Raw genomic sequence first — 19,747 nt, 5'->3', positions numbered from 1 at the left:
TGCTTATTGAGTCAGAAGATCGGCGAGGGCATTACCCTGTTCATGCAATGTTTCGAGCTGGCCTGCCAGCGACTTGGGATCCAGTCCCAGCTGATCGGCGAGCGGTTTGGGAAAGCGGGCGATGATGGCCTGGGCAGGCACGCCCGCGTTCCAGGCGAAGGAGATAAAGACCGCCAGACGGATCAGCACCGCCTCCTTGCTGACCGGATCGTGGGAGAGCGGGTCAAGCTGCTGGGAGATGGCATCGACGAAGGCCTCGGAGAGGTTCCAGCGCCGCGCCAGCTCGGCACCAAGCTGGGCATAGTCGTAGCCCAGCATCTCCCGCTGGGCCTCGACCCGGCTGCTGCCGTTCTGGATCGCCATGTTGATGAGCTCGGCCTCTTCCGGCAAGGTGCTCTGGATAAGCAGTTCGCCGATGTTGTGGATCAGAGCGCAGGTGAAGGCGGTCTCGGGATCCATCACCTTGGCCTCCTGCGCCAGGGTTTTGGCTATGGTGGCGACCTGGAAGGTCTCGGTCCAGAACTTGTTCTTGTCGAAGCTGGGCGGGGCCTTGAAGGTGCCGATGATGCCGGAGGCGACCACCACGGAGCGCAGCCGGTTGAAGCCGAGCCGGATCACCGCCTGTTCGATGGAGGTCACTTCGTTGCCCCGGCGCAGGGCGGCCGAGTTGGCCATCCGCAGCACCTTGACGCTGATCACCTGATCCATGGCGATCTTGGCCGCAATCTCGTCGATGCGGGCATTCTCGTCGTTGAAGCTCTGCATCAACTCGTGTAGCAGCTTGGGAATAGTGGGGAGTTGTTTGATCTTGTCAAACAGGCGATCCATCGACATGGCTGAGGCAGCCTCCGTTGCGAACTCTGCCTCATATTGTGCCACAGCCGGACAACATGTTCCTGTTTGTGATGCGGCTTTGTGAGCGCTAGAACACCCAGTCGCGCAAGGTGTATTCCAAACGGTGCTGTTTGCCCTGCAGGATCAGGTTCTGACTGGTGCCGCTCAGGGTCGCCCCCTCGGTAAGAGTGGTCAGTACGGCCTGTTCGATAGTGTCGAGCGGCGGCATGCAGGCCATTTCGGTGCTGCCCAGACTGGTGACCCACAGTTTGTCATCTTCCAGATGGCCCTGACCGAAGTAGCGGTTGCAACCGGCGATGCCGTTGACGGTGAAGTGCTCGCCGATCTCGAAATCGGGAGGATTGTCGCGGGGGGCCTTGATCGGTTCGCCATCCAGTTTGCTCAGTACCCAGTGGTGGTGTTGCAGATCTTGCTGAACAAAGGCGGTCGAGCTGCAGCCAGCGAGCAGTAACAGGGGGATCAGCAAAAAGGGCAATCTGGGCATGAGGGGGCTCCGGTTGGGGGAGCGTCAAGAATACCCTTTTTGGGCAGTCGGGAGCAGGGCGGGAGAGGGGACGACCGACCGCTTCTGTCGCCCCTTGTCCCGCGCGACTGTCGCTTAATGGCAACACACGGGTGATGTTGCCATCGATTTACGCTATCTCAGGGCTCAGTTGGCGAACAGCCGCTCGGCATAACGTGCAAGACCCGCAGCCACCGAGCCGAAGTCATCCCCCCCCTCAAGCGGGATGGAGGGGAGCTTCTGGCGGATAAAGCTGGCGATCAGCGGCGAGCGGGCGCTACCGCCGGTGACGAAGATGCGATCCGGCTGCACACCGGCGGCGGCAATCGCTTCGTCCATCAGCTCGCCAATCTTCTCCAGCAGCAGGGCCGAGGCGTTGGCCAGCTGTTCGCGGGTCAGCTCCGCTTCCAGCCCTTTTTCCAGCTCGGCCAGCGACTGGCGATTGAGTTCCTGCTCCGAGAGGGCGATCTTGCCCTGCTCGGCGCGCCACACCAGCTGGTGGCTCAGCTTGTGGGCCCGCAGGCTGGCCAGACGCCCCAGCTTGCTGCCGGGTTGGCTGTCGAGCTGCAGATCCTGCAGCTGGCGGGCGGTATCGAGGCTGTAGAAGCGGCTCTGGGCGCTGACGTCGTTGATGGCGGCCGCATCCCAGAACAGCGGGTGGGGCAGCGGTTTGCCGGTCTTGAGGGTCTCGTGCATGCCGAGCAGCGGCATCATCCCCTCCACCGTCAGGCGGATATCGAAGTCGTTGCCGCCGATCCGCTGGCCGCTGTGGCCGAGCAGATCGCCGCTGCGATCCAGCTGATCGCGGTAGCTGGGGCCCATCCGCAGCATGGAGCAGTCGGTGGTACCGCCGCCGATATCCACCACCAGTACCACGGCGTCTTCGGTGAGGCGCGCCTCGAATTCAAACCCGGCGGCCACCGGCTCATAGAGGAACTCCACCTGCTCGAAACCGGCCAGACGGGCCGCCTCGGTCAGGATGGCGATAGCTTGCTGGTTGCTCTCTTCCCCCGCCAGCCCCTGGAAGTTGACCGGACGGCCGATCACCGCCTGGCGGATCGGGGCACCGAGCTGCTGCTCCGCCTGCTGGCGGACATGGAGCATCATGGCGCAGACGATGTCTTCAAACAGGGCGATCTGGGGAGCCTTGAGGCCATAGGCACCGAGGAAGGATTTCGGTGACTTGATGTAGTAGCCGTCGTCCGGCTCTTCCAGATAGCGCTCCAGTGCAGCGCCACCAAAGCTCAGCTCGTCGATCAGTCCCTCTTCGCGCATCTGGCGGCGAACCATCTGGGCGCGGGTGACCACGGGGCCACGCAGCTTGAGGTACTCCGCCTGCTGGGCGGGGGCCAGCCCTTCGGCCAACAGACCGGCGATGGCATCCCGGTGGGGGGCATGCAGGGTGGAGGGGAGATAGCGGGATGCGCCAAGATTCAGCAGCCTGGGGCTACCTTGTTCCATCACGGCCACGGCACAGTTGGAGGTGCCGTAATCAAATCCGATAAACATGGGCGCCAGACTCCTGAATAAAAAAGGGGGGCTAGCCTACCCGAAGGCGCCGGGTCTCACAACCCGGCGCGTGGCGAAGAGAGGGCGAGCCCTTATTCCACTTCGTTGTCGCAGCGGCCCTGGCTCTCGATGGCGCGGATATTGCCGAGGGTGGTATCGGCGATGGCGTGCAGTGCCTCGCGGGTCAGGAACGCCTGATGGCCGGTGAACAGCACGTTGTGGCAGGCAGACAGGCGGCGGAACACGTCATCGGTGATCACCTCGTTGGACTTGTCGGAGAAGAAGAGATCCTCTTCCTCTTCGTAGACATCAAGCCCCAGAGCGCCGATACGGGAGGTCTTGAGTGCCTCGATGGCGGCGTTGGAGTCGAGCAGGCCGCCACGGCTGGTGTTGATGATCATCACCCCGTCCTTCATCTTGGCAAATGCCTCCTTGTTCAACAGGTGGTAGTTCTCTTTGAACAGCGGGCAGTGCAGGCTGATGATATCGGATTGGCGGAACAGGGTATCGAGATCCACGTACTCGGCCCCCAGCTCGATGGCTGCCGGATTCTGGTAAGGATCGTTCACCAGCAGGCGAACCCCGAAGCCCTTGAGGATGCGCAGGGCGGCCAGACCGATCTTGCCGGTACCGATGACGCCAACGGTCTTGCCATGCATGTTGAAGCCGACCAGCCCTTCCAGCGAGAAGTTGGCGTCGCGGGTGCGCTGATAAGCCTTATGGATGCGGCGGTTGAGGCACATCATCATGCCGACGGCGTGTTCTGCGGTCGCCTCGGGGGAGTAGGCGGGCACTCGCACCACTTTCAGCCCCAGCTCTTTGGCCGCGGCCAGGTCCACGTTGTTGTAACCGGCGCAGCGCAGGGCGATCACCTGGGTGCCGTTGGCAGCCAGTTCGGTCAATACCTCGCGGTCGGCATCGTCATTGACGAACAGACACACCACTGGGAAGCCGTGAGCCAGTCGGGCCGTTTTGGCCTCCAGCCGCACATCGAAAAACTCCAGGTCGAAGCCGTACTGGCTGTTGGCCTGGTTGAAATGCTCTTTGTCATAGCTCTTGGTACTGAATACGGCGACTTTCATGGTATGTGCTCCGCAGCGTGTGTGTCGTCAAATTACAACAAAATGGGTCAGCTATCACCGGACAAACCGGCTGGTTATTGTCCCCACGGCATGATGGGAACGGCGCTGACTGCACTTTTGTACGAACCATCCACCAGTTTGGTGCTGTAGGTCAGGTAAACCAGTGCATTGCGTTTCTTGTCGTAAAAACGCACCACTTTCTGCTCCTTGAACACCAGCGAAGTGCTGACATCGAACACCTCTTCCCCCGCTTTCAGCTTTTCGGGCAGGGTGATGGGGCCGATCTGGTGGCACGACAGGGAGGCGTGGGAGGGATCTTCCGCCAGTCCCAGCCCACCTTTGACGCCACCTGTCTTGGGGCGCGCCAGATAGCAGGCGACACCGTCGATGCGCGGGTCGTCGAATGCCTCCACCAGGATCTTGTGGTTGGGGCCAAACAGCTTGAAGGCTGTGCTCACTTCACCGACCGGGTCGGCCTTGTCGGCCAGCGCCGGGCCGGCAAACAGGGCCCCCAGCAGCAGGGGCAGGGCGCGGCGCAGGGCATTATGTCGCGTGTGGTTATGTGTCATGGTCTCTCCTGTTGGCCCGGCACTCCTCAATAGGGAATGCCCAGGCGACGATAGAGGCTGGTGAGCACCCAGGCGGGGCCTATCAGCAGAAATTGCAGGTCGGCGAGGAAGGAGGGGCGCTTGCCCTCGATCTTGTGGCCGACAAACTGGGCTATCCAGAGCAGTGCCAGCGAGCAGAGATAGATGCCCGGCACCGCCAGTTTGTGGATGGCGACGTTGACCGGATGGCGATGACTCTGGCCTTACTGCGCAAACCACTCCTGGATTCCCTTCATGGCACCCCCTGGCGCACTGTGTTCTCGCTGCCCGCCCCTCATGGTCAGGCGCTCGGGATGTTTATCCCTGCGGTGGATACTCCCAATATTGGGCCGGCATGGATTTTAGCAACGGGGTCATATCCGGATTGGGCAGTGCGATGGTGACCCGCTGATCGAGGTTGGCGCTGGCGAGCGCTTCGCGGATCTTGGGGTTGTCATTGAAGAACTTCATAAAACTGCCATCGGCATAGGCCCGCTCCAGCCCGGTCTGAATCGCCTTGGCCAGCTTGGGGTATTCGGGGCTGACGAAGAAGAACTGGGCGAAGGGGTAGCGGATCAGCAGGTGCTGCTCGATGGCGAGGTTGGGATACTGCGCCACCAGCTCGCTGCGCTCGGCGAAGATTTCCACCAGGGCGCGCGGGAAGAAGTCGATCTTGTCGCCGTCGTTGATAAGGCGAAACAGACTGCTGTATCGGCCGGAGAAGGTCGGGATGCCCGCATTGTCCAGAATTTTGTTATCGGCCCAACCGACCCCTTGCGCCGCCTTAAGCTGTTTGAGGTCGGCCAGGGTATTGATCTGGTTGAACTTCTCCTGAGCGTCCGCGTGGATGAACGACAACCGCAATCCTTCCAGCCCGCGAAACAGCGGAATGGGGACGGCAATCAGGGAGGATTCGAGTGCGCTGGAGGTGCCCATCCAGAAGACGTTGATGATCTTGCCCTTGCTCAGCTGCTGCTGGAGGGTGAACTGGTTGAGGTCGAGTTCGACAGGCTGGATGCGAAAGGGTTGCCCGGAGCGGGTCAGGGCCAGTTCCAGCAGCTTGTACTGGTACTCCTGGTCAAGATTGTTGACGGGACGGCTGGGGACCTTGATCGTCAGAACCTGTGCTTGTGCCAGCAGTGGCAGGCACAAACACAGCTTGATGAGCCATTTCACTCTCTGTTCTCCTGTAGATTCCGGAAGGTGTCCGGAGTCTAACAGAACTTGTCACCATCTTGCTGCGAGGCGTTGTGCAAGGTTTGAGCGCGGTGCCCTGCCTTGCTGGCGTCTGTTACACCAGAATGGTGACGGTTCTTCGAAGAATCAGGCGACGCGACGGAACACGTGGGTATCGTTAAATTCCTTGGTGCTCTGGCATTCGACGCAGAAACGGGATTCCGGACGGGCATGCAGCCGCTTGAGTGAGATCTCGTCACCGCAAGATTCGCAGTAACCAAAATCCCCTTCGCTGATGCGCTTCAATGCGCCCCGCAGCTTGCGCAGGTGCAGCTTGTCGTGCTCGATGCGGTTCAGCTCCAGACGGCGGGCTTCCTCGATACTGGCACGGTCAATTTCATCAGCCATCTCGTTGGTGTCGGTGGCGATGGCCTGGCTGGCCTGGGAGTTCAGGCGCTCTTCGAGCTCGACGATCTGTCGCTCGATCTGCCCCTTGTAAAAGGCCAGTTGGTCTTCAGTCATGAAATCACACATACGATTAACTACCAGTCAGTTTACTAACCCAATTATCCCTGTTTATGGGGGCTGTCTGCCTACAGACCAAGCCCTTGTATCCCGATTTGCACCTGTTTCATGCAAGAGAGTGCAAATCAGGGCGGGCCTTGTACCAAAAAAATGCAGCCAAGCAAAGCAAATAGGATAAGGATTGTGCGCCCTTGCAAAAAAATGGTCCGTTCCTGCGGGGGATTGGTCGGGATCTGGCGTCCGCTTCACCCTCTGTTGGCATCGCCTTTGCAGCGATGAGAGGGGGGGCTTCGTACGGATTTGAGTGTTTAGTATTTGGTGCCGCCTTGGTCATTATATGCGCCGTTATTTATAGTTTTTTAAACACGCCCGCTTGACATTGCCCTTGATGGCGGGCTTTTATGGTGATGTTGATTACAATTTTATAACAAGGGTGTTCCATATATTAGACACCCTTGCCAATGGCAACCGTAAAGTCGGGGTTTAACATGGACAGTATCAAAGGCTGGATGGAGAGCAATCGCATCACGGAAGTGGAGTGCCTGTTCCCGGATTTCACCGGCAACGCCCGGGGCAAGATCATCCCAGCCAACAAGTTTTTGCGCGAAGGGGGCATGCGTCTGCCCGAGGTGATTTTCACCCAGACGGTGACCGGCGAATATCCGGATGACGACAGCATGATCGACCCGCTGGAGCGGGACATGCAGCTCTATCCCGACCCCAACACCATCCGTTTTGTCCCCTGGGCGCTGGAGCCCACTGCACAGGTGATCCACGACTGTTTCGACGTCAACGGCAAGCTGATCGACATCGCGCCGCGCTCCGTGCTGCGTCGGGTTCTGTCATTTTACGAGAAGCAGGGCTGGAAGCCGGTGGTGGCGCCCGAGCTGGAATTCTATCTGGTCACCCGCAACGAGGACCCCGACTATCCGCTGGTGCCGCCGGTGGGTCGCAACGGCCGCCCTGAGACCGCCCGCCAGTCGTTCAGTATCGATGCGGTCAACGAGTTCGACCCCATCTTTGAAGACATGTATGACTACTGTGAGGCGCAGGAGCTGGAAGTGGACACCCTGATCCACGAGTCGGGCGCCGCCCAGATGGAGATCAACTTCCTGCATGGTGATGCCATCGATCTGGCGGATCAGGTGTTCCTGTTCAAACGCACCATGCGTGAGGCCGCTCACCGCCACGGCATTTATGCCACCTTTATGGCCAAGCCGATGAGCGATGAACCGGGGTCGGCCATGCACATCCACCAGAGTCTGGAAGATGTGAACGGCCACAACCTGTTCGGTACCCCGAGCGGCGGCAACAGCGAACAGTTCATGCACTTCATCGCCGGTCTGCAGAAATATACCCCTGCGGTGACCGCCCTGCTGGCCCCCAACGTCAACTCTTACCGCCGCCTCACCTTTGGCGAGAGCGCGCCGCGCAACGTCCAATGGGGCGTAGAGAACCGCACCTGCGGCCTGCGGGTGCCCTTCTCCGACCCGAGCGCGCGGCGGGTGGAGAACCGCTTCGCCGGTGCCGATGCCAACCCCTATCTGGCGCTGGCCGCCACTCTGGCCTGTGGCTACCTCGGCATGATGGAGAAGCTGGAGCCGCTGCCGGAGATGAAGTCGAGCGCCTATGACCTGCCCTACAGCCTGCCCCGCTCGCTGGAGGAGGCACTCAGCCATCTCGAACAGTGCGAGCCCATCAAGGAGATGCTGGGGGAGCGCTTCACCCGCGCCTTCGTCGCGGTTAAACGCAAAGAGTACGAGACCTACTTCGGGGTGATCAGTCGCTGGGAGCGGGAGTTCCTGCTGCTGAACGTCTGATCCCTCTGTAACGGGGAGGCCGGAGTCGGCCTCCCCGGTCCCTGTATCGAAGAGACCGGAACGCGAGTCAGGTGGCGGCTGCCACCTGTGAGTGGTTGTGGCCGAAAGAGCGCTGCGACCTGGATTGATTAACGATTGAATCTTGCCAAATCGAAGGCGCAGGGGAGTAACGAATGCAGCAGACACGCCGTGAGTGACTGTGGCTGCGAACGTGCCGACCCATCTGACTATTTGACGACTGAATCTTGCTAAATCGAAGGAACCGAGGAGCAACAAATGCAGCAGACAACCCGTGAGTGGCAACAACTGGATGCCAGCCACCACCTGCACCCCTTTACCGACTTTCAGGCCCTGAACAAGAAGGGTTCGCGCATCATTACCAACGCCAGCGGCGTCTATCTGGAGGATTCCGAGGGAAAACGCATTCTCGACGGCATGGCGGGCCTGTGGTGCGTCAATATGGGCTATGGCCGCGAGGAGCTGGTGGATGCCGCTACCCGCCAGATGCAGCAGTTGCCTTACTACAACCTCTTCTTCCAGACCGCTCACCCGCCGGTGATCGAGCTGGCGACCCTGCTGGCCGAGGTGACGCCAGCCCATCTCAACCACGTCTTCTTCACCGGCTCCGGCTCCGAGTGCAACGATACCGTGCTGCGGATGGTGCGCCACTACTGGGCCAGCAAGGGTCAGCCTGACAAACAGGTGATCATCAGCCGCCACAACGCCTATCACGGCTCCACCGTGGCGGGGGCGAGTCTGGGTGGCATGAAGGGGATGCATGCCCAGGGCGGCCTGCCCATTCCCGGCATAGTGCACATCGATCAGCCCTACCACTTCGGTGAGGGGCAGGGGATGAGTGCCCACGAGTTCGGGCTGGAGCGGGCCCGTCAGCTGGAGCAGAAGATTCTGGAGCTGGGGGTGGACAAGGTGGCCGCCTTTATCGGCGAGCCGATCCAGGGGGCGGGCGGCGTCATCATTCCGCCTGACAGCTACTGGCCGGAGATCCAGCGCATCTGCGATCACTACGGCATTTTGCTCATCGCCGACGAGGTGATCTGCGGCTTTGGCCGTACCGGCCACTGGTTTGCCAGCGAAGGGTTTGGCATCAAGCCGGACCTGATGTGTCTGGCCAAGGGGATCACCTCCGGTTATCTGCCGCTCGGCGCAGTGATGGTGAGCGACCGGGTTGCCAAGGGGCTGGTGGAGGAGGGGGGGGAGTTCAACCACGGCTTCACCTACTCGGGTCATCCGGTCTCTTGCGCCGTGGCGGTGGCCAATATCCAGCTTATGCAGAAAGAGAGCATAGTTAAGCGAGTGCATGATACTATCGGTCCCTATTTGCAGCGCCGCTGGGCGGAGCTGGCCGATCATCCGCTGGTGGGAGAAACCCGAGGCAAAGGATTGGTCGCCGCGCTGGAAATCGTTGAGGACAAGCAGACCAACCGGCGTTTTCCGGCTCAGGCAAATGCGGGGATGACTTGCCGGGAGTTCTGCTTTAACAATGGCTTGGTGATGAGGGCGGTAGGCGATACCATGATCATATCGCCCCCCTTGGTCATCACCGAGGAACAGGTTGATGAATTGGTCGATCTGGCCAGGCGCAGTCTGGATCTGACAGCCGCAAAGCTGAAGGGTTGAGGCGGGTCGGGCAGGTTGGCATGCGCATACAATTTGCTTAGGAGACAAGGATGATGTCTTTCAAAACAGGAGTGATCGCTGCCTCTGTGGCTCTGGTCATGGCAAGTGCCGGAGCAATGGCTGAAGAGAAGGTGCTGCACGTCTACAACTGGAGCGACTACATAGCGCCGGATACCCTGGATAACTTCCAGAAGGAGACGGGGATCAAGGTGGTCTATGACGTGTTCGACAGTAACGAGGTACTGGAAGCCAAGTTGCTGGCGGGTAGTTCGGGCTACGACATCGTGGTGCCATCCAACCCCTTCCTGGCCAAGCAGATCAAGGCGGGCGTGTTCCAGAAACTGGACAAGTCCAAGCTCTCCAACTGGCAAAATATGGATGTCGACCTGCTCAAGGCGCTCGAGCCGAGCGATCCGGGCAACCAGTACTCCATCCCCTACCTGTGGGGCACCATCGGCTATGCCTACAACGCCGAGAAAGTGAAAGCCGTGCTGGGGGCCGATGCCCCGGTCAACTCCTGGGATCTGGTGTTCAAGCCGGAGAACATGGCCAAGTTGAAAGAGTGTGGCGTCTCCTTCCTCGATTCACCGACCGAAATGCTGCCGGCGGCCCTGCAATATCTGGGCTTCAAACCGGATAGCCAGAAACCGGCCGAGCTGAAGAAGGCTGAGGAGCTGTTCCTCTCCATCCGTCCCTATACCGCCTATTTCCACTCCTCCAAGTACATCTCGGATCTGGCCAACGGCAACCTCTGCGTCGCGGTCGGTTACTCCGGTGACTTGCAGCAGTCCAAGGCGCGGGCAGCCGAGGCCAAGAATGGCGTCGCGCTCACCTACACCATTCCAAAAGAGGGGGCAGGCAGCTTCTTTGACATGATCGCCATTCCGGCGGATGCCAAGAACGTCGAGGCGGCCCACACCTTCATCAACTACCTGATGAAGCCCGAGGTGATCGCCAATATCACCAACGTGGTGCAGTTCCCGAACGGCAACAAGGCGGCGACCCCGCTGGTGGATGAGGCGATCCGTACCGATCCGGGTATCTACCCTGATGCGGCGACCCTGCAGAAGATCTACACCTTCCCGGATCTGCCGGCTAAGGTGCAGCGTCTGATGACCCGCAGCTGGACCAAGATCAAGTCCGGCAAGTAAGTAACGAATGCCCCTCCCGGTCCGCAGTTCGGCCGGGAGGGTAGTGATGCCATCCATCCGGATGGGCCGCGCGAATGGATGCGCAGACGGTCAACCACTGAAACAGGAGAACTGACACCGTGAATACAACCAGATTGCTAACCATAGCGCTGACCATGGGATTGGCGAATGTGGCCCAGGCTGCCCCTGTGCTGCACTTCTACAACTGGTCTGACTATATCGGCGAGACCACCCTCAGCGATTTCCAGCAGGCGACCGGGATCAAGACCGTCTATGACGTGTTTGACTCCAACGAGACCCTGGAAGGCAAGTTGCTGACGGGGCGGACCGGTTACGATCTGGTGGTGCCCTCCAATAATTTCCTGGCCAAGCAGATCAAGGCGGGAGCCTTCCAGAAACTGGATAAATCCCTGTTGCCCAATCTGGCCAACCTGGATCCCGTGCTGCTCAAGCAGCTCGACAAGGTGGATCCGGGTCATCAGTACGCGGTGCCCTATCTGTGGGGGACCAACGGCATCGGCTACAACGTCGACAAAATCAAGGCGGTGCTGGGGGTCGACAAGATTGACTCCTGGGCCACCATCTTCGAACCGGAAAACATGGCGAAACTCTCTCGCTGCGGCGTCGCCTTCCTCGACTCTGCCGACGAGATGATCCCTGCTGCCCTCAACTACCTCGGACTCGATCCCAACAGTCATGCGACGGGGGATATCAAGCAGGCCGAGGCGCTGCTGCTCAAGGTGCGGCCCTATGTGGCCTACTTCCACTCCTCCAAATACATCGGCGATCTCGCCAATGGCGACATCTGCGTGGCAGCCGGTTTTTCCGGCGACATCCTGCAAGCCGCTGCCCGCGCCGATGAAGCTGGCAAGGGGGTGAAAATTGCCTACAGCATTCCGAAAGAGGGGGGCAATCTCTGGTTCGACATGATGGCGATCCCGTCCGATGCCACCAATGTCAAAGAGGCGCACGCCCTCATCAACTACGTCCTGCAGCCCGAAGTGATCGCCAAGGTCAGCGACTATGTGGGCTACGCGAATCCCAACTCAAGGGCGGGCGAGTTTATGGATGAGGCGGTGCGCAACAATGAGGAGGTATATCCCCCTCAGGCCGTGCTGGAGCGACTCTATGTGCAGGAAGCACATCCCCGCTCGGTACAGCGTCTAATCACCCGGAGTTGGACCAAGATCAAGTCCGGTACCTAACCTTGGTGCCCGTTCGGGGGCGCCAAATCGCTTTTATGGATCGGCCGCAAGGCCGGTATCACGTTGGGGAGTTTGGTAATGGCGATAGCCTCCAGTGCCTACAAGAAAGCCCTCGAGGGCAGTCAGCAGCGCAAAGAAGTGCTGGTGAAAATTGATCGGGTAAGCAAGCAGTTCGACGAAACGCTGGCGGTCGATAACGTATCTCTCAATATTCACAAGGGGGAGATTTTCGCCCTGCTCGGCGGGTCCGGTTCCGGCAAATCGACCCTGCTGCGGATGCTGGCCGGTTTCGAGCGCCCGACCGAGGGGCGGCTGTTCCTCGACGGGGTCGACATCACCGACATGCCCCCCTATGAACGCCCCATCAACATGATGTTCCAGTCCTACGCCCTGTTCCCCCATATGACGGTGGCCCAGAACATCGCCTTTGGCCTCAAGCAGGATGGCCTGCCCAAGGCCGAGATCGATGCCCGGGTGGAGGAGATGCTCAAGCTGGTGCAGATGACCCAGTATGCCCGCCGCAAACCGCATCAGCTCTCCGGTGGCCAGCGTCAGCGGGTGGCGTTGGCTCGCTCGCTAGCCAAGCGTCCCAAGTTGCTGCTGCTGGATGAACCCATGGGGGCGCTCGACAAGAAGCTGCGTTCCAAGATGCAACTGGAGCTGGTTGAGATCATCGAGCGGGTCGGGGTTACCTGCGTCATGGTGACCCACGATCAGGAAGAGGCCATGACTATGGCGGAGCGGATCGCCATCATGCACCTCGGCTGCATCGAGCAGATCGGCAGCCCGATGGATATCTACGAGACTCCGGCCAGTCGGCTGGTGTGCGAGTTCATCGGCAACGTCAACCTGTTTGACGGCCTGCTGGTGGAGGATGAGCAGGACCACGCCACCATCGCCTGCGCCGATCTGGAGCAGCCCATCTATGTGGGCCACGGCATCAGCTCCCGCGCCGAGAACAAGAAGGTGACCTACGCCCTGCGGCCGGAAAAACTGCTGATGAGTCTGCAAAAACCGGAGGAGATCGAGCACCCGGACTTCAACTGGACCAAGGGTGAGGTCTATGACATCGCCTATCTGGGCGGTCACTCGGTTTATCACATCCAGCTGCCCTCGGGCAAAATCGTTCAGGCTTTCATCGCCAATGCCGAACGCCACGGCAAGCGGCCAACCTGGGATGACCAGGTGTTCCTCTACTGGGAAGATGACAGCGGCGTGGTGCTGCAATCATGAAGTTCTTGCAACGACTGAAGCGGGTCGGGGGGCGCCGACTGGTGATTGGCATCCCCTTCTTCTGGCTGTTCCTCTTCTTCCTGCTGCCCTTCGTCATCGTGGTGAAGATCAGTTTTGCGGAAGCGGATGTGGCGATCCCGCCCTACACCGACGTGGTGAGCTGGGCCGACAATCAGCTCACCATACTGCTCAATATGGGCAACTACCTGCTGCTGCAGGAGGATGAGCTCTATATCGCGGCCTATCTGGGCTCCCTCAAGATGGCCTTCGTCAGCACTTTGCTCTGCCTGCTGATTGGCTATCCGATGGCCTACTCCATCGCCCGGGCCAACAAGGAGACCCAGACAGTTCTGCTGCTGCTGATCATGATGCCGACCTGGACCGCCATTCTGATCCGGGTCTATGCGTGGATGGGGATCCTCAGTAACAACGGCCTGCTCAACAGCGTCTTGCTGGGGATCGGGGTGATCGACGAGCCGCTGCAGATCCTCAATACCAACCTGGCGGTCTATATCGGCATCGTTTACTCCTACCTGCCCTTCATGGTGCTGCCGCTCTACGCCAATCTGGTCAAACACGATCAGAGCCTGCTGGAGGCGGCCTCCGACCTGGGGGCCCGCAACCTGACCCGCTTCTGGCAGATCACGGTGCCGCTCTCCAAGAACGGCATCATCGCCGGCTGCATGCTGGTGTTCATTCCGGTGGTGGGAGAGTTCGTTATTCCGGAAATGCTGGGCGGCCCGGAGACCCTGATGATCGGCAAGGTGCTGTGGCAGGAGTTCTTCAACAACCGCGACTGGCCGGTTGCCTCTGCGCTTGCGGTGGTGATGCTGGCGGTGCTGATCATTCCGATCATCCTCTTCAACCGTAACCAGGCCAAAGAGCTGGAGGGCAAGGCATGATGAGACGTTTCGGTTTTGCCAAACTGATGCTCTGGCTGGGGCTGCTGTTTATCTACCTGCCCATGGTTATCATGGTGATCTACTCCTTCAACGCCTCCAAGCTGGTGACGGTGTGGGGCGGGTGGTCGCTCAAGTGGTATTTCGGCCTGCTCGATAACAAGCAGCTGATCGGGTCTGTGTTCCGCTCGCTGGAGATCGCCTTCTACACCGCGATCGCCGCGGTGGCGCTGGGGACGGTGGCAGCCTTCGTGCTGACCCGAATTCCCCATTTCCGTGGTCGCACCCTGTTCGGCGGCATGGTGACGGCACCGCTGGTGATGCCCGAGGTGATCACCGGTCTGTCGCTGCTGTTGCTGTTCGTGGCGATGGCCCAGCTGGTGGGCTGGCCCGCCGAGCGGGGCATGCTGACCATCTGGATCGCCCACACCACCTTCTGTACCGCCTACGTGGCGATCGTGGTGTCGGCGCGCTTGCGGGAACTGGATCTCTCCATTGAGGAGGCGGCGATGGATCTTGGCGCCAAGCCGTGGAAGGTGTTCTTCCTGATCACCATCCCGATGATCGCCCCCTCGCTGGCGGCAGGCGGCATGATGTCGTTCGCCCTGTCGCTGGATGATCTGGTGCTGGCTAGCTTCGTCTCCGGCCCGGGCTCCACTACCTTGCCGATGGAGGTCTTCTCGGCGGTACGGCTCGGGGTGAAACCCGAGATCAACGCGGTGGCCAGCCTGATCCTGCTGTCGGTATCGCTCTTTACCTTCGGCAGCTGGTATCTGATGGCCAGGGCGGAGAAGCGCCGTCGTGCCGAGATCGCCATGACCACCCAGATGCAGGCCGTCGTCTGACGCCATGATAAGATCCGCCTACTCTCGTCAATCTGGAGGATGAGTATGCGGATCTCCCTTTTTAGCGGTCGTGGCACCGAGCTGGTGCCCGGCCTCACCAGCGCCATTCACAAGCAACCGATCTCTGCACCAGTTCGCTGTACCTTTGCCGGTCTGGAAGGGGATGAGCAGTGTGACCTGCGCCACCACGGTGGCCCGGATCGGGCGCTCCACTACTATCCTGCCGATCACTATCTCTGGTGGCAGACCTGGCAAACCGCACTGGGCTTGCCTGCGCCACGTACCCCCTGGCAACCTGCCGCCTTTGGCGAGAACCTCTCCGGTATCGGTCTGACCGAGGTGCAAGCCTGTATTGGCGATGTCTATCGACTCGGCGAGGCGCTGATCCAGATAAGTCAGCCAAGATCCCCCTGCTTCAAGCTCAACCAGCGCTTTGGCTATGGCCAGATGTCGCAGGTGATGCAGCTAAATGGCCGTTGTGGTTGGCTGCTGCGGGTGCTGGAGGAGGGCATGATCGCGCCTGACACGGCCATGGAGCTGGTAGACAGACCCTATCCCGAGCTGACGGTGAAGCGCACGGCGGACATCCTGTTCAATCAGGTGCGCAATGAAGCGGATCTGCTGATGTTGCTGGAAAATCCGGCCCTCTCGCCCAACTGGCGCCAGCATGCAGCCGACTGGCTGGAGCATGGCACTGTGGCTGACTGGCAGCGCCGTCTGCTGGGGCCGGCATCCCTGCGCCTGGCCTGACGGCCGGTTGCCGGAATGTCACCAGCTGGCTGCAGTCCGGTAAACGGGTGAAAAGAGTGCTGAATAGTTGAGCGAACGGCACTTTTTTTCCTGCAAAATGCAAAAAAGGCTTGTGTCAGGTCGGGGCTTTCGGTAAATTCCCGTCCCGCAGACATCGGTGTGTAGCGCAGCTTGGTAGCGCACTTCGTTCGGGACGAAGGGGTCGGAGGTTCGAATCCTCTCACACCGACCAAATTTGAAAAGGCCGCTCAATAGAGCGGCCTTTTTGCATTTATCCTTCCTGTTTTCCCGATTTTCTTTAGCTGCTGACCTGTTGACCTGACCTGCTGTATGCAGGGGCGAAGCAAGACCACAGACATTAAAAGGGCCACCGCTCGGTGGCCCATCGGTGGAGTCTGATCCTGACTCCGGCACTCTAGATTGTGGCAATCTCGCTATGGGTCTTGTCTATGGTGCCCTCCTTGCGCGCCAGGCGCTTACTCAGATATGCCAGTGCTGATGCCGCAAAGCCTTGAAACTGTGTTGAGGCAGCAAGGCCGCGTGCTTGGGGTACTCACTAATGAAATGTTCTATTCCCTCCATCAGTTGTGCACGTAATGAAATCACGGGCTCATGCCAGGCTTGCAGGCATAGATGGCCGGGGATCAACTGCTCCTGATAATCTTCCAGCAGCTGTTCTGGCCAGGGTTCAATACCGGAATTGCGTTGCAGCAAATAGTGGGCGGCGGGTTCACGGGCATAAATGAACTGAATTTGGGCCAGATCGCGTTGGCATAGCGTTTGACTGTTGATGTGACAGGTCAAATATTTTCCCGTTTTCAGATCCAGAAAGTGACCGCGTTGCCGACAGGGAACGATGCGATACCAAGGCAGGGGTGAGGAGAGAGAATACCCCTCAAGCTCCTGTTCCAACCAGTGGCGACACTCGGGTGTCTGCACCTCGTCGAGCATGGACTCGAGCTGTATCAACAAGGCTCTGGATGGTTTGATGGCCAGTTTCGCACTCATCGCCTGCAATCCTCCCTCTGCACACAATCCCGACTATCAGTATGGACCTTGTTCGGCCAGAGGGGGTAAGGAATCTAATGATTAAAAGTGGATTAGCCGCGTGGTTTTTATGCACTAACTTGGTTCAACCCACCAGATAGGTACCAGTGCCGAAGGCGATGTGGGTGCCCTCTTCGTTGTGTAGCTCCATCCGGGCGACGGCCACCTTGCTGCCAGCCCGGATGATGTGGGCGGTGGCGATAAACTCGTTGCCGCGCCCCGGCCGCAGGTAATCCACCCGCAGATCTATGGTGCCGAGGCGGGCGAAGCGCTCCTTGAGATAACTGGGGGAGAACTCCTCCAGCTCGTCGATGCAGGATGCGGCAACGATCATGCCGCCCGCTACATCCAGCAGCGTGGCGGTGACGCCGCCGTGCAGGATGTTGTGGAAGGGGTTGCCGATCAGCTTCTCGTCCATCTTGATGCGCAGTTCCACCTTGTCGAAGTCGTAGTGGGTCACCTGCATGCCGATCAGCTTGTTGAAGGGCATCTTCTCGGCAAACAGGTTGGCAATGCCACTGAGCGCCATCTTCTTGAGCATCTGTTTCATTCTCTGATCCCAATCCTTGTCATCAAAGCCGAGTAAAAACTCCAGCCAGTCTGCAACAGTTCCTTAACAGTCGCAATGGCAGGTTTATTGTGGGCGGCGGCTGCTTTAGAATGGCGACCCCAAAGGAGAGCCCATGACCGCGATTGCCGAAACCCTGCCAGATCCTCAGCCAGAGAGTCCGCTTGCCCTGCTGCAGGCGGTCTTCGGCTATCAGCAGTTTCGGCCGGGTCAGCTCGAGATCATCGAGCAGATCGTCGCGGGGCGCGATGCGCTGGTGCTCAAGCCCACCGGTGGCGGCAAGTCGCTCTGCTACCAGATCCCGGCGCTGCTGCGGCCCGGGCTCGGGGTTGTGGTCTCTCCCCTTATTTCGCTGATGAAGGATCAGGTCGATAGCCTGCGTGCCAACGGTGTGGCGGCGGTCTACATCAACTCTGCCCTCAGTCGGGAGGAGATGATCCAGAACTTCGCCGCCATGCGCCGTGGCGAGATCAAGCTGGTCTATGTCTCCCCCGAGCGACTGTTGCAGCACGAGTTTATGGATCGGCTGGCCGAGCTGCCGCTCGGGCTGTTCGCCATCGACGAGGCGCACTGTGTCTCCCAGTGGGGCCACGATTTCCGGCCTGAGTATGCGGCGCTGGGGCGGCTCAAACAGTGGTTCCCGCAGGTGCCTGTGGTGGCGCTGACCGCCACCGCCGACGAGGCAACCCGCAGCGACATGCTGCACCGGTTAGAACTCAATGATCCCTTTATTCACACGGCCAGCTTCGATCGTCCCAATATCCGCTACAGCCTGGTGGAGAAGTTCAAGGCGGCCGAGCAGCTGCTGCGTTACGTGCAGAGCCAGAAGGGCAACTGCGGCATCGTCTACTGCTCCAGCCGCAACCGGGTGGAGGAGGTGGCCGAGCGGCTATCCCGCCACGGCTGCAAGGCCGCGCCCTATCATGCGGGGCTGCCGCTCGAGCAGCGCCAGCAGACCCAGGATGCCTTCCTCAAGGATGACATCGAGATAGTGGTGGCGACGGTGGCGTTTGGTATGGGCATCGACAAGCCCAATGTGCGCTTCGTGGTGCACTACGACATCCCGAAGAACATCGAATCCTACTATCAGGAGACCGGCCGCGCGGGGCGTGATGGGACTCCCGCCGAGGCGTTGCTGCTCTACGATCCCGCCGACATCGGTCGGGTGCGCCGCCTGCTCGACAACATCGAGAATCCCCAGCAGTTGCAGGTGGAACAGTACAAGCTCAACGTGATGGCGGCGTTTGCCGAGGCGCAGACCTGCCGCCGTCAGGTGCTGCTCAACTACTTCGGCGAGTACAACGATAAGCCGTGCGGCAACTGCGATATCTGTCTCGATCCGCCCAAAAGTTATGACGGCACCGAAGATGCCCAGAAGGCGCTCTCCTGCGTCTGGCGGGTGGGGCAGAATTTCGGGGTGGGTTATGTGGTGGAGGTGCTGCGCGGGTCGCTGAACCAGCGCATCAAGGATCACGGCCACGACAAGCTCTCGACCTACGGCATCGGCAAGGATCAGAGCCACGAATACTGGATGAGCGTGATCCGCCAGCTGATCCACAAGGGACTGCTGACCCAGAACATCACCCGCAATCTGGTGCTGCAGCTGACCGAAGCGGCCCGCCCCGTGCTGCGTGGCGAGGTGAAGCTGGAGTTGGCGGTACCCCGCCTGCAGCCTATCTCCAGCCGCAAGGAGAAGCGCAATGGTCTGCTCGACAATGCCAACTACGACAAGCGGTTGTTCAAGGAGCTGCGCGGCCTGCGCAAGCAGATTGCCGAGGATGAAGAGGTGCCGCCCTACGTGGTGTTCAACGATGCGACCCTTGTAGAGATGGCTCAGCTGATGCCGATGACCGAAGACGAGATGCTGGCTATCAACGGCGTCGGTCACCGCAAGCTGGAACGCTTCGGTGAAGCCTTTATGGACCTGATCATCGATTACTGCCGCCGGTAGGGTCGATTAGGCAGCCTAATCGACCACGGCAAGCACGGCTCGGAAGAACCTGGGTCAGACGCGAGGTTATTTCAGGCTGGCGTAGAAGGCCGCCAGATTGTCGATATCCGCATCGGTCAGCGGCGCCATGAAGGGGTCCATCAAGGGCTCTTTGCGGGTGCCATCCTTGAACGCTTTCAACTGTTTCACCAGATAGGCGGCATTCTGACCCGCCAGATGGGGATAGTTGGGGATCATCGCCTTGCCTTCCACGCCGTGACAGGCGGCACAGACCGCCGCCTTGGCTTTGCCGGCTTCAATATCGGCAGCCTTGGCCTGATGACCCCACGCCAGTGCCAGCAAGGGCAGGGCATATACCCATTTTTGCATCTTCTTCTCCTTGAATTGAAAAATGATGGTTGCCA

19 protein-coding genes, 1 tRNA gene and 1 pseudogene are annotated in these 19,747 nt (G+C 59.8%); 10 read left to right on the top strand and 11 right to left on the bottom strand.

Going from position 1 to position 19,747, the window contains the following annotated elements:
* Positions 1-3: 3 nt before the first annotated feature.
* From OKC42_RS11400 to OKC42_RS11365, 8 genes and pseudogenes are all read right to left on the bottom strand, one after another.
* Positions 4-834, bottom strand: a complete 831-nt coding sequence (locus OKC42_RS11400; RefSeq protein ID WP_005355498.1) for an HDOD domain-containing protein — start codon at positions 832-834, stop codon at positions 4-6.
* Between the two features lie 88 nt (positions 835-922).
* The gene (locus tag OKC42_RS11395; RefSeq protein WP_005340725.1) at positions 923-1,339 is read right to left on the bottom strand and encodes an META domain-containing protein; all 417 of its coding nucleotides are present in this window, start codon (positions 1,337-1,339) and stop codon (positions 923-925) included.
* Positions 1,340-1,504: 165 nt separating this feature from the next.
* Positions 1,505-2,866, bottom strand: coding sequence for a molecular chaperone (gene yegD, locus OKC42_RS11390; RefSeq protein ID WP_064339148.1), 1,362 nt, complete (start codon positions 2,864-2,866; stop codon positions 1,505-1,507).
* Positions 2,867-2,958: 92 nt separating this feature from the next.
* Entirely contained in the window at positions 2,959-3,948 is a 990-nt protein-coding gene (locus OKC42_RS11385) for a 2-hydroxyacid dehydrogenase (RefSeq protein ID WP_005340720.1), read from the bottom strand.
* A gap of 74 nt (positions 3,949-4,022) precedes the next feature.
* Positions 4,023-4,517 (bottom strand): CreA family protein, encoded by a 495-nt coding sequence (locus tag OKC42_RS11380; protein WP_005355485.1) that lies wholly within the window; start codon positions 4,515-4,517, stop codon positions 4,023-4,025.
* A 26-nt stretch (positions 4,518-4,543) separates the two neighbouring features.
* Positions 4,544-4,792, bottom strand: a pseudogene (locus OKC42_RS11375) (Mpo1-like protein).
* Between the two features lie 61 nt (positions 4,793-4,853).
* On the bottom strand, positions 4,854-5,711 hold the full coding sequence (locus tag OKC42_RS11370; protein WP_270819709.1) for a hypothetical protein: 858 nt from the start codon (positions 5,709-5,711) through the stop codon (positions 4,854-4,856).
* Between the two features lie 147 nt (positions 5,712-5,858).
* Positions 5,859-6,245 (bottom strand): TraR/DksA family transcriptional regulator, encoded by a 387-nt coding sequence (locus tag OKC42_RS11365; RefSeq protein ID WP_005356952.1) that lies wholly within the window; start codon positions 6,243-6,245, stop codon positions 5,859-5,861.
* A gap of 479 nt (positions 6,246-6,724) precedes the next feature.
* Between OKC42_RS11365 and OKC42_RS11360 the strand changes: the two genes are divergently transcribed.
* The 9 genes from OKC42_RS11360 (at position 6,725) to OKC42_RS11320 (ending at position 16,009) form a co-directional block, all read left to right on the top strand.
* Positions 6,725-8,056 (top strand): glutamine synthetase family protein, encoded by a 1,332-nt coding sequence (locus OKC42_RS11360; RefSeq protein ID WP_088868211.1) that lies wholly within the window; start codon positions 6,725-6,727, stop codon positions 8,054-8,056.
* Positions 8,057-8,332: 276 nt separating this feature from the next.
* A complete protein-coding gene (locus OKC42_RS11355) occupies positions 8,333-9,694 on the top strand; it encodes an aspartate aminotransferase family protein (RefSeq protein WP_270819706.1) in 1,362 nt (453 codons plus the stop codon).
* Positions 9,695-9,747: 53 nt separating this feature from the next.
* A complete protein-coding gene (locus OKC42_RS11350) occupies positions 9,748-10,845 on the top strand; it encodes an extracellular solute-binding protein (RefSeq protein ID WP_005340709.1) in 1,098 nt (365 codons plus the stop codon).
* A 119-nt stretch (positions 10,846-10,964) separates the two neighbouring features.
* Positions 10,965-12,050 (top strand): polyamine ABC transporter substrate-binding protein, encoded by a 1,086-nt coding sequence (locus tag OKC42_RS11345; RefSeq protein WP_005355476.1) that lies wholly within the window; start codon positions 10,965-10,967, stop codon positions 12,048-12,050.
* Between the two features lie 78 nt (positions 12,051-12,128).
* Positions 12,129-13,283 carry a polyamine ABC transporter ATP-binding protein gene (gene potA / locus OKC42_RS11340; RefSeq protein ID WP_005340704.1) on the top strand — a complete coding sequence of 385 codons (1,155 nt, stop codon included), beginning with the start codon at positions 12,129-12,131 and terminating at the stop codon, positions 13,281-13,283.
* Positions 13,280-14,185, top strand: coding sequence for an ABC transporter permease subunit (locus OKC42_RS11335; protein WP_005340703.1), 906 nt, complete (start codon positions 13,280-13,282; stop codon positions 14,183-14,185). Before potA ends, OKC42_RS11335 begins: the two co-directional genes overlap by 4 nt.
* Positions 14,182-15,027, top strand: coding sequence for an ABC transporter permease subunit (locus tag OKC42_RS11330; protein ID WP_374759803.1), 846 nt, complete (start codon positions 14,182-14,184; stop codon positions 15,025-15,027). The genes OKC42_RS11335 and OKC42_RS11330 overlap by 4 nt, the downstream gene beginning before the upstream one ends.
* Positions 15,028-15,072: 45 nt before the next feature.
* Positions 15,073-15,777, top strand: a complete 705-nt coding sequence (locus tag OKC42_RS11325; RefSeq protein ID WP_139442322.1) for an MOSC domain-containing protein — start codon at positions 15,073-15,075, stop codon at positions 15,775-15,777.
* A 155-nt stretch (positions 15,778-15,932) separates the two neighbouring features.
* Positions 15,933-16,009 (top strand) — tRNA-Pro (locus OKC42_RS11320).
* Between the two features lie 248 nt (positions 16,010-16,257).
* On the opposite strand, the gene OKC42_RS11315 is transcribed toward OKC42_RS11320, so the two are convergent.
* Positions 16,258-16,785: an AbiTii domain-containing protein gene (locus OKC42_RS11315; RefSeq protein WP_247823650.1), complete on the bottom strand. Its 528-nt coding sequence runs from the start codon at positions 16,783-16,785 to the stop codon at positions 16,258-16,260.
* A gap of 124 nt (positions 16,786-16,909) precedes the next feature.
* Positions 16,910-17,374: a thioesterase family protein gene (locus OKC42_RS11310; RefSeq protein WP_005355465.1), complete on the bottom strand. Its 465-nt coding sequence runs from the start codon at positions 17,372-17,374 to the stop codon at positions 16,910-16,912.
* Positions 17,375-17,507: 133 nt separating this feature from the next.
* On the opposite strand from OKC42_RS11310, the gene recQ reads away from it, so the two are divergent.
* On the top strand, positions 17,508-19,343 hold the full coding sequence (gene recQ, locus OKC42_RS11305) for an ATP-dependent DNA helicase RecQ (protein WP_042081697.1): 1,836 nt from the start codon (positions 17,508-17,510) through the stop codon (positions 19,341-19,343).
* A gap of 66 nt (positions 19,344-19,409) precedes the next feature.
* On the opposite strand, the gene OKC42_RS11300 is transcribed toward recQ, so the two are convergent.
* A complete protein-coding gene (locus OKC42_RS11300; protein WP_005340687.1) occupies positions 19,410-19,712 on the bottom strand; it encodes a c-type cytochrome in 303 nt (100 codons plus the stop codon).
* Positions 19,713-19,747: the final 35 nt, after the last annotated feature.

This window comes from Aeromonas sp. Y311-2 (assembly GCF_027706025.1).
Taxonomy (GTDB): Bacteria; Pseudomonadota; Gammaproteobacteria; order Enterobacterales; family Aeromonadaceae; genus Aeromonas; species Aeromonas veronii.
Note: the sequence above shows the minus strand (reverse complement) of the source record. Positions and strands in the feature narration are given on the sequence as shown.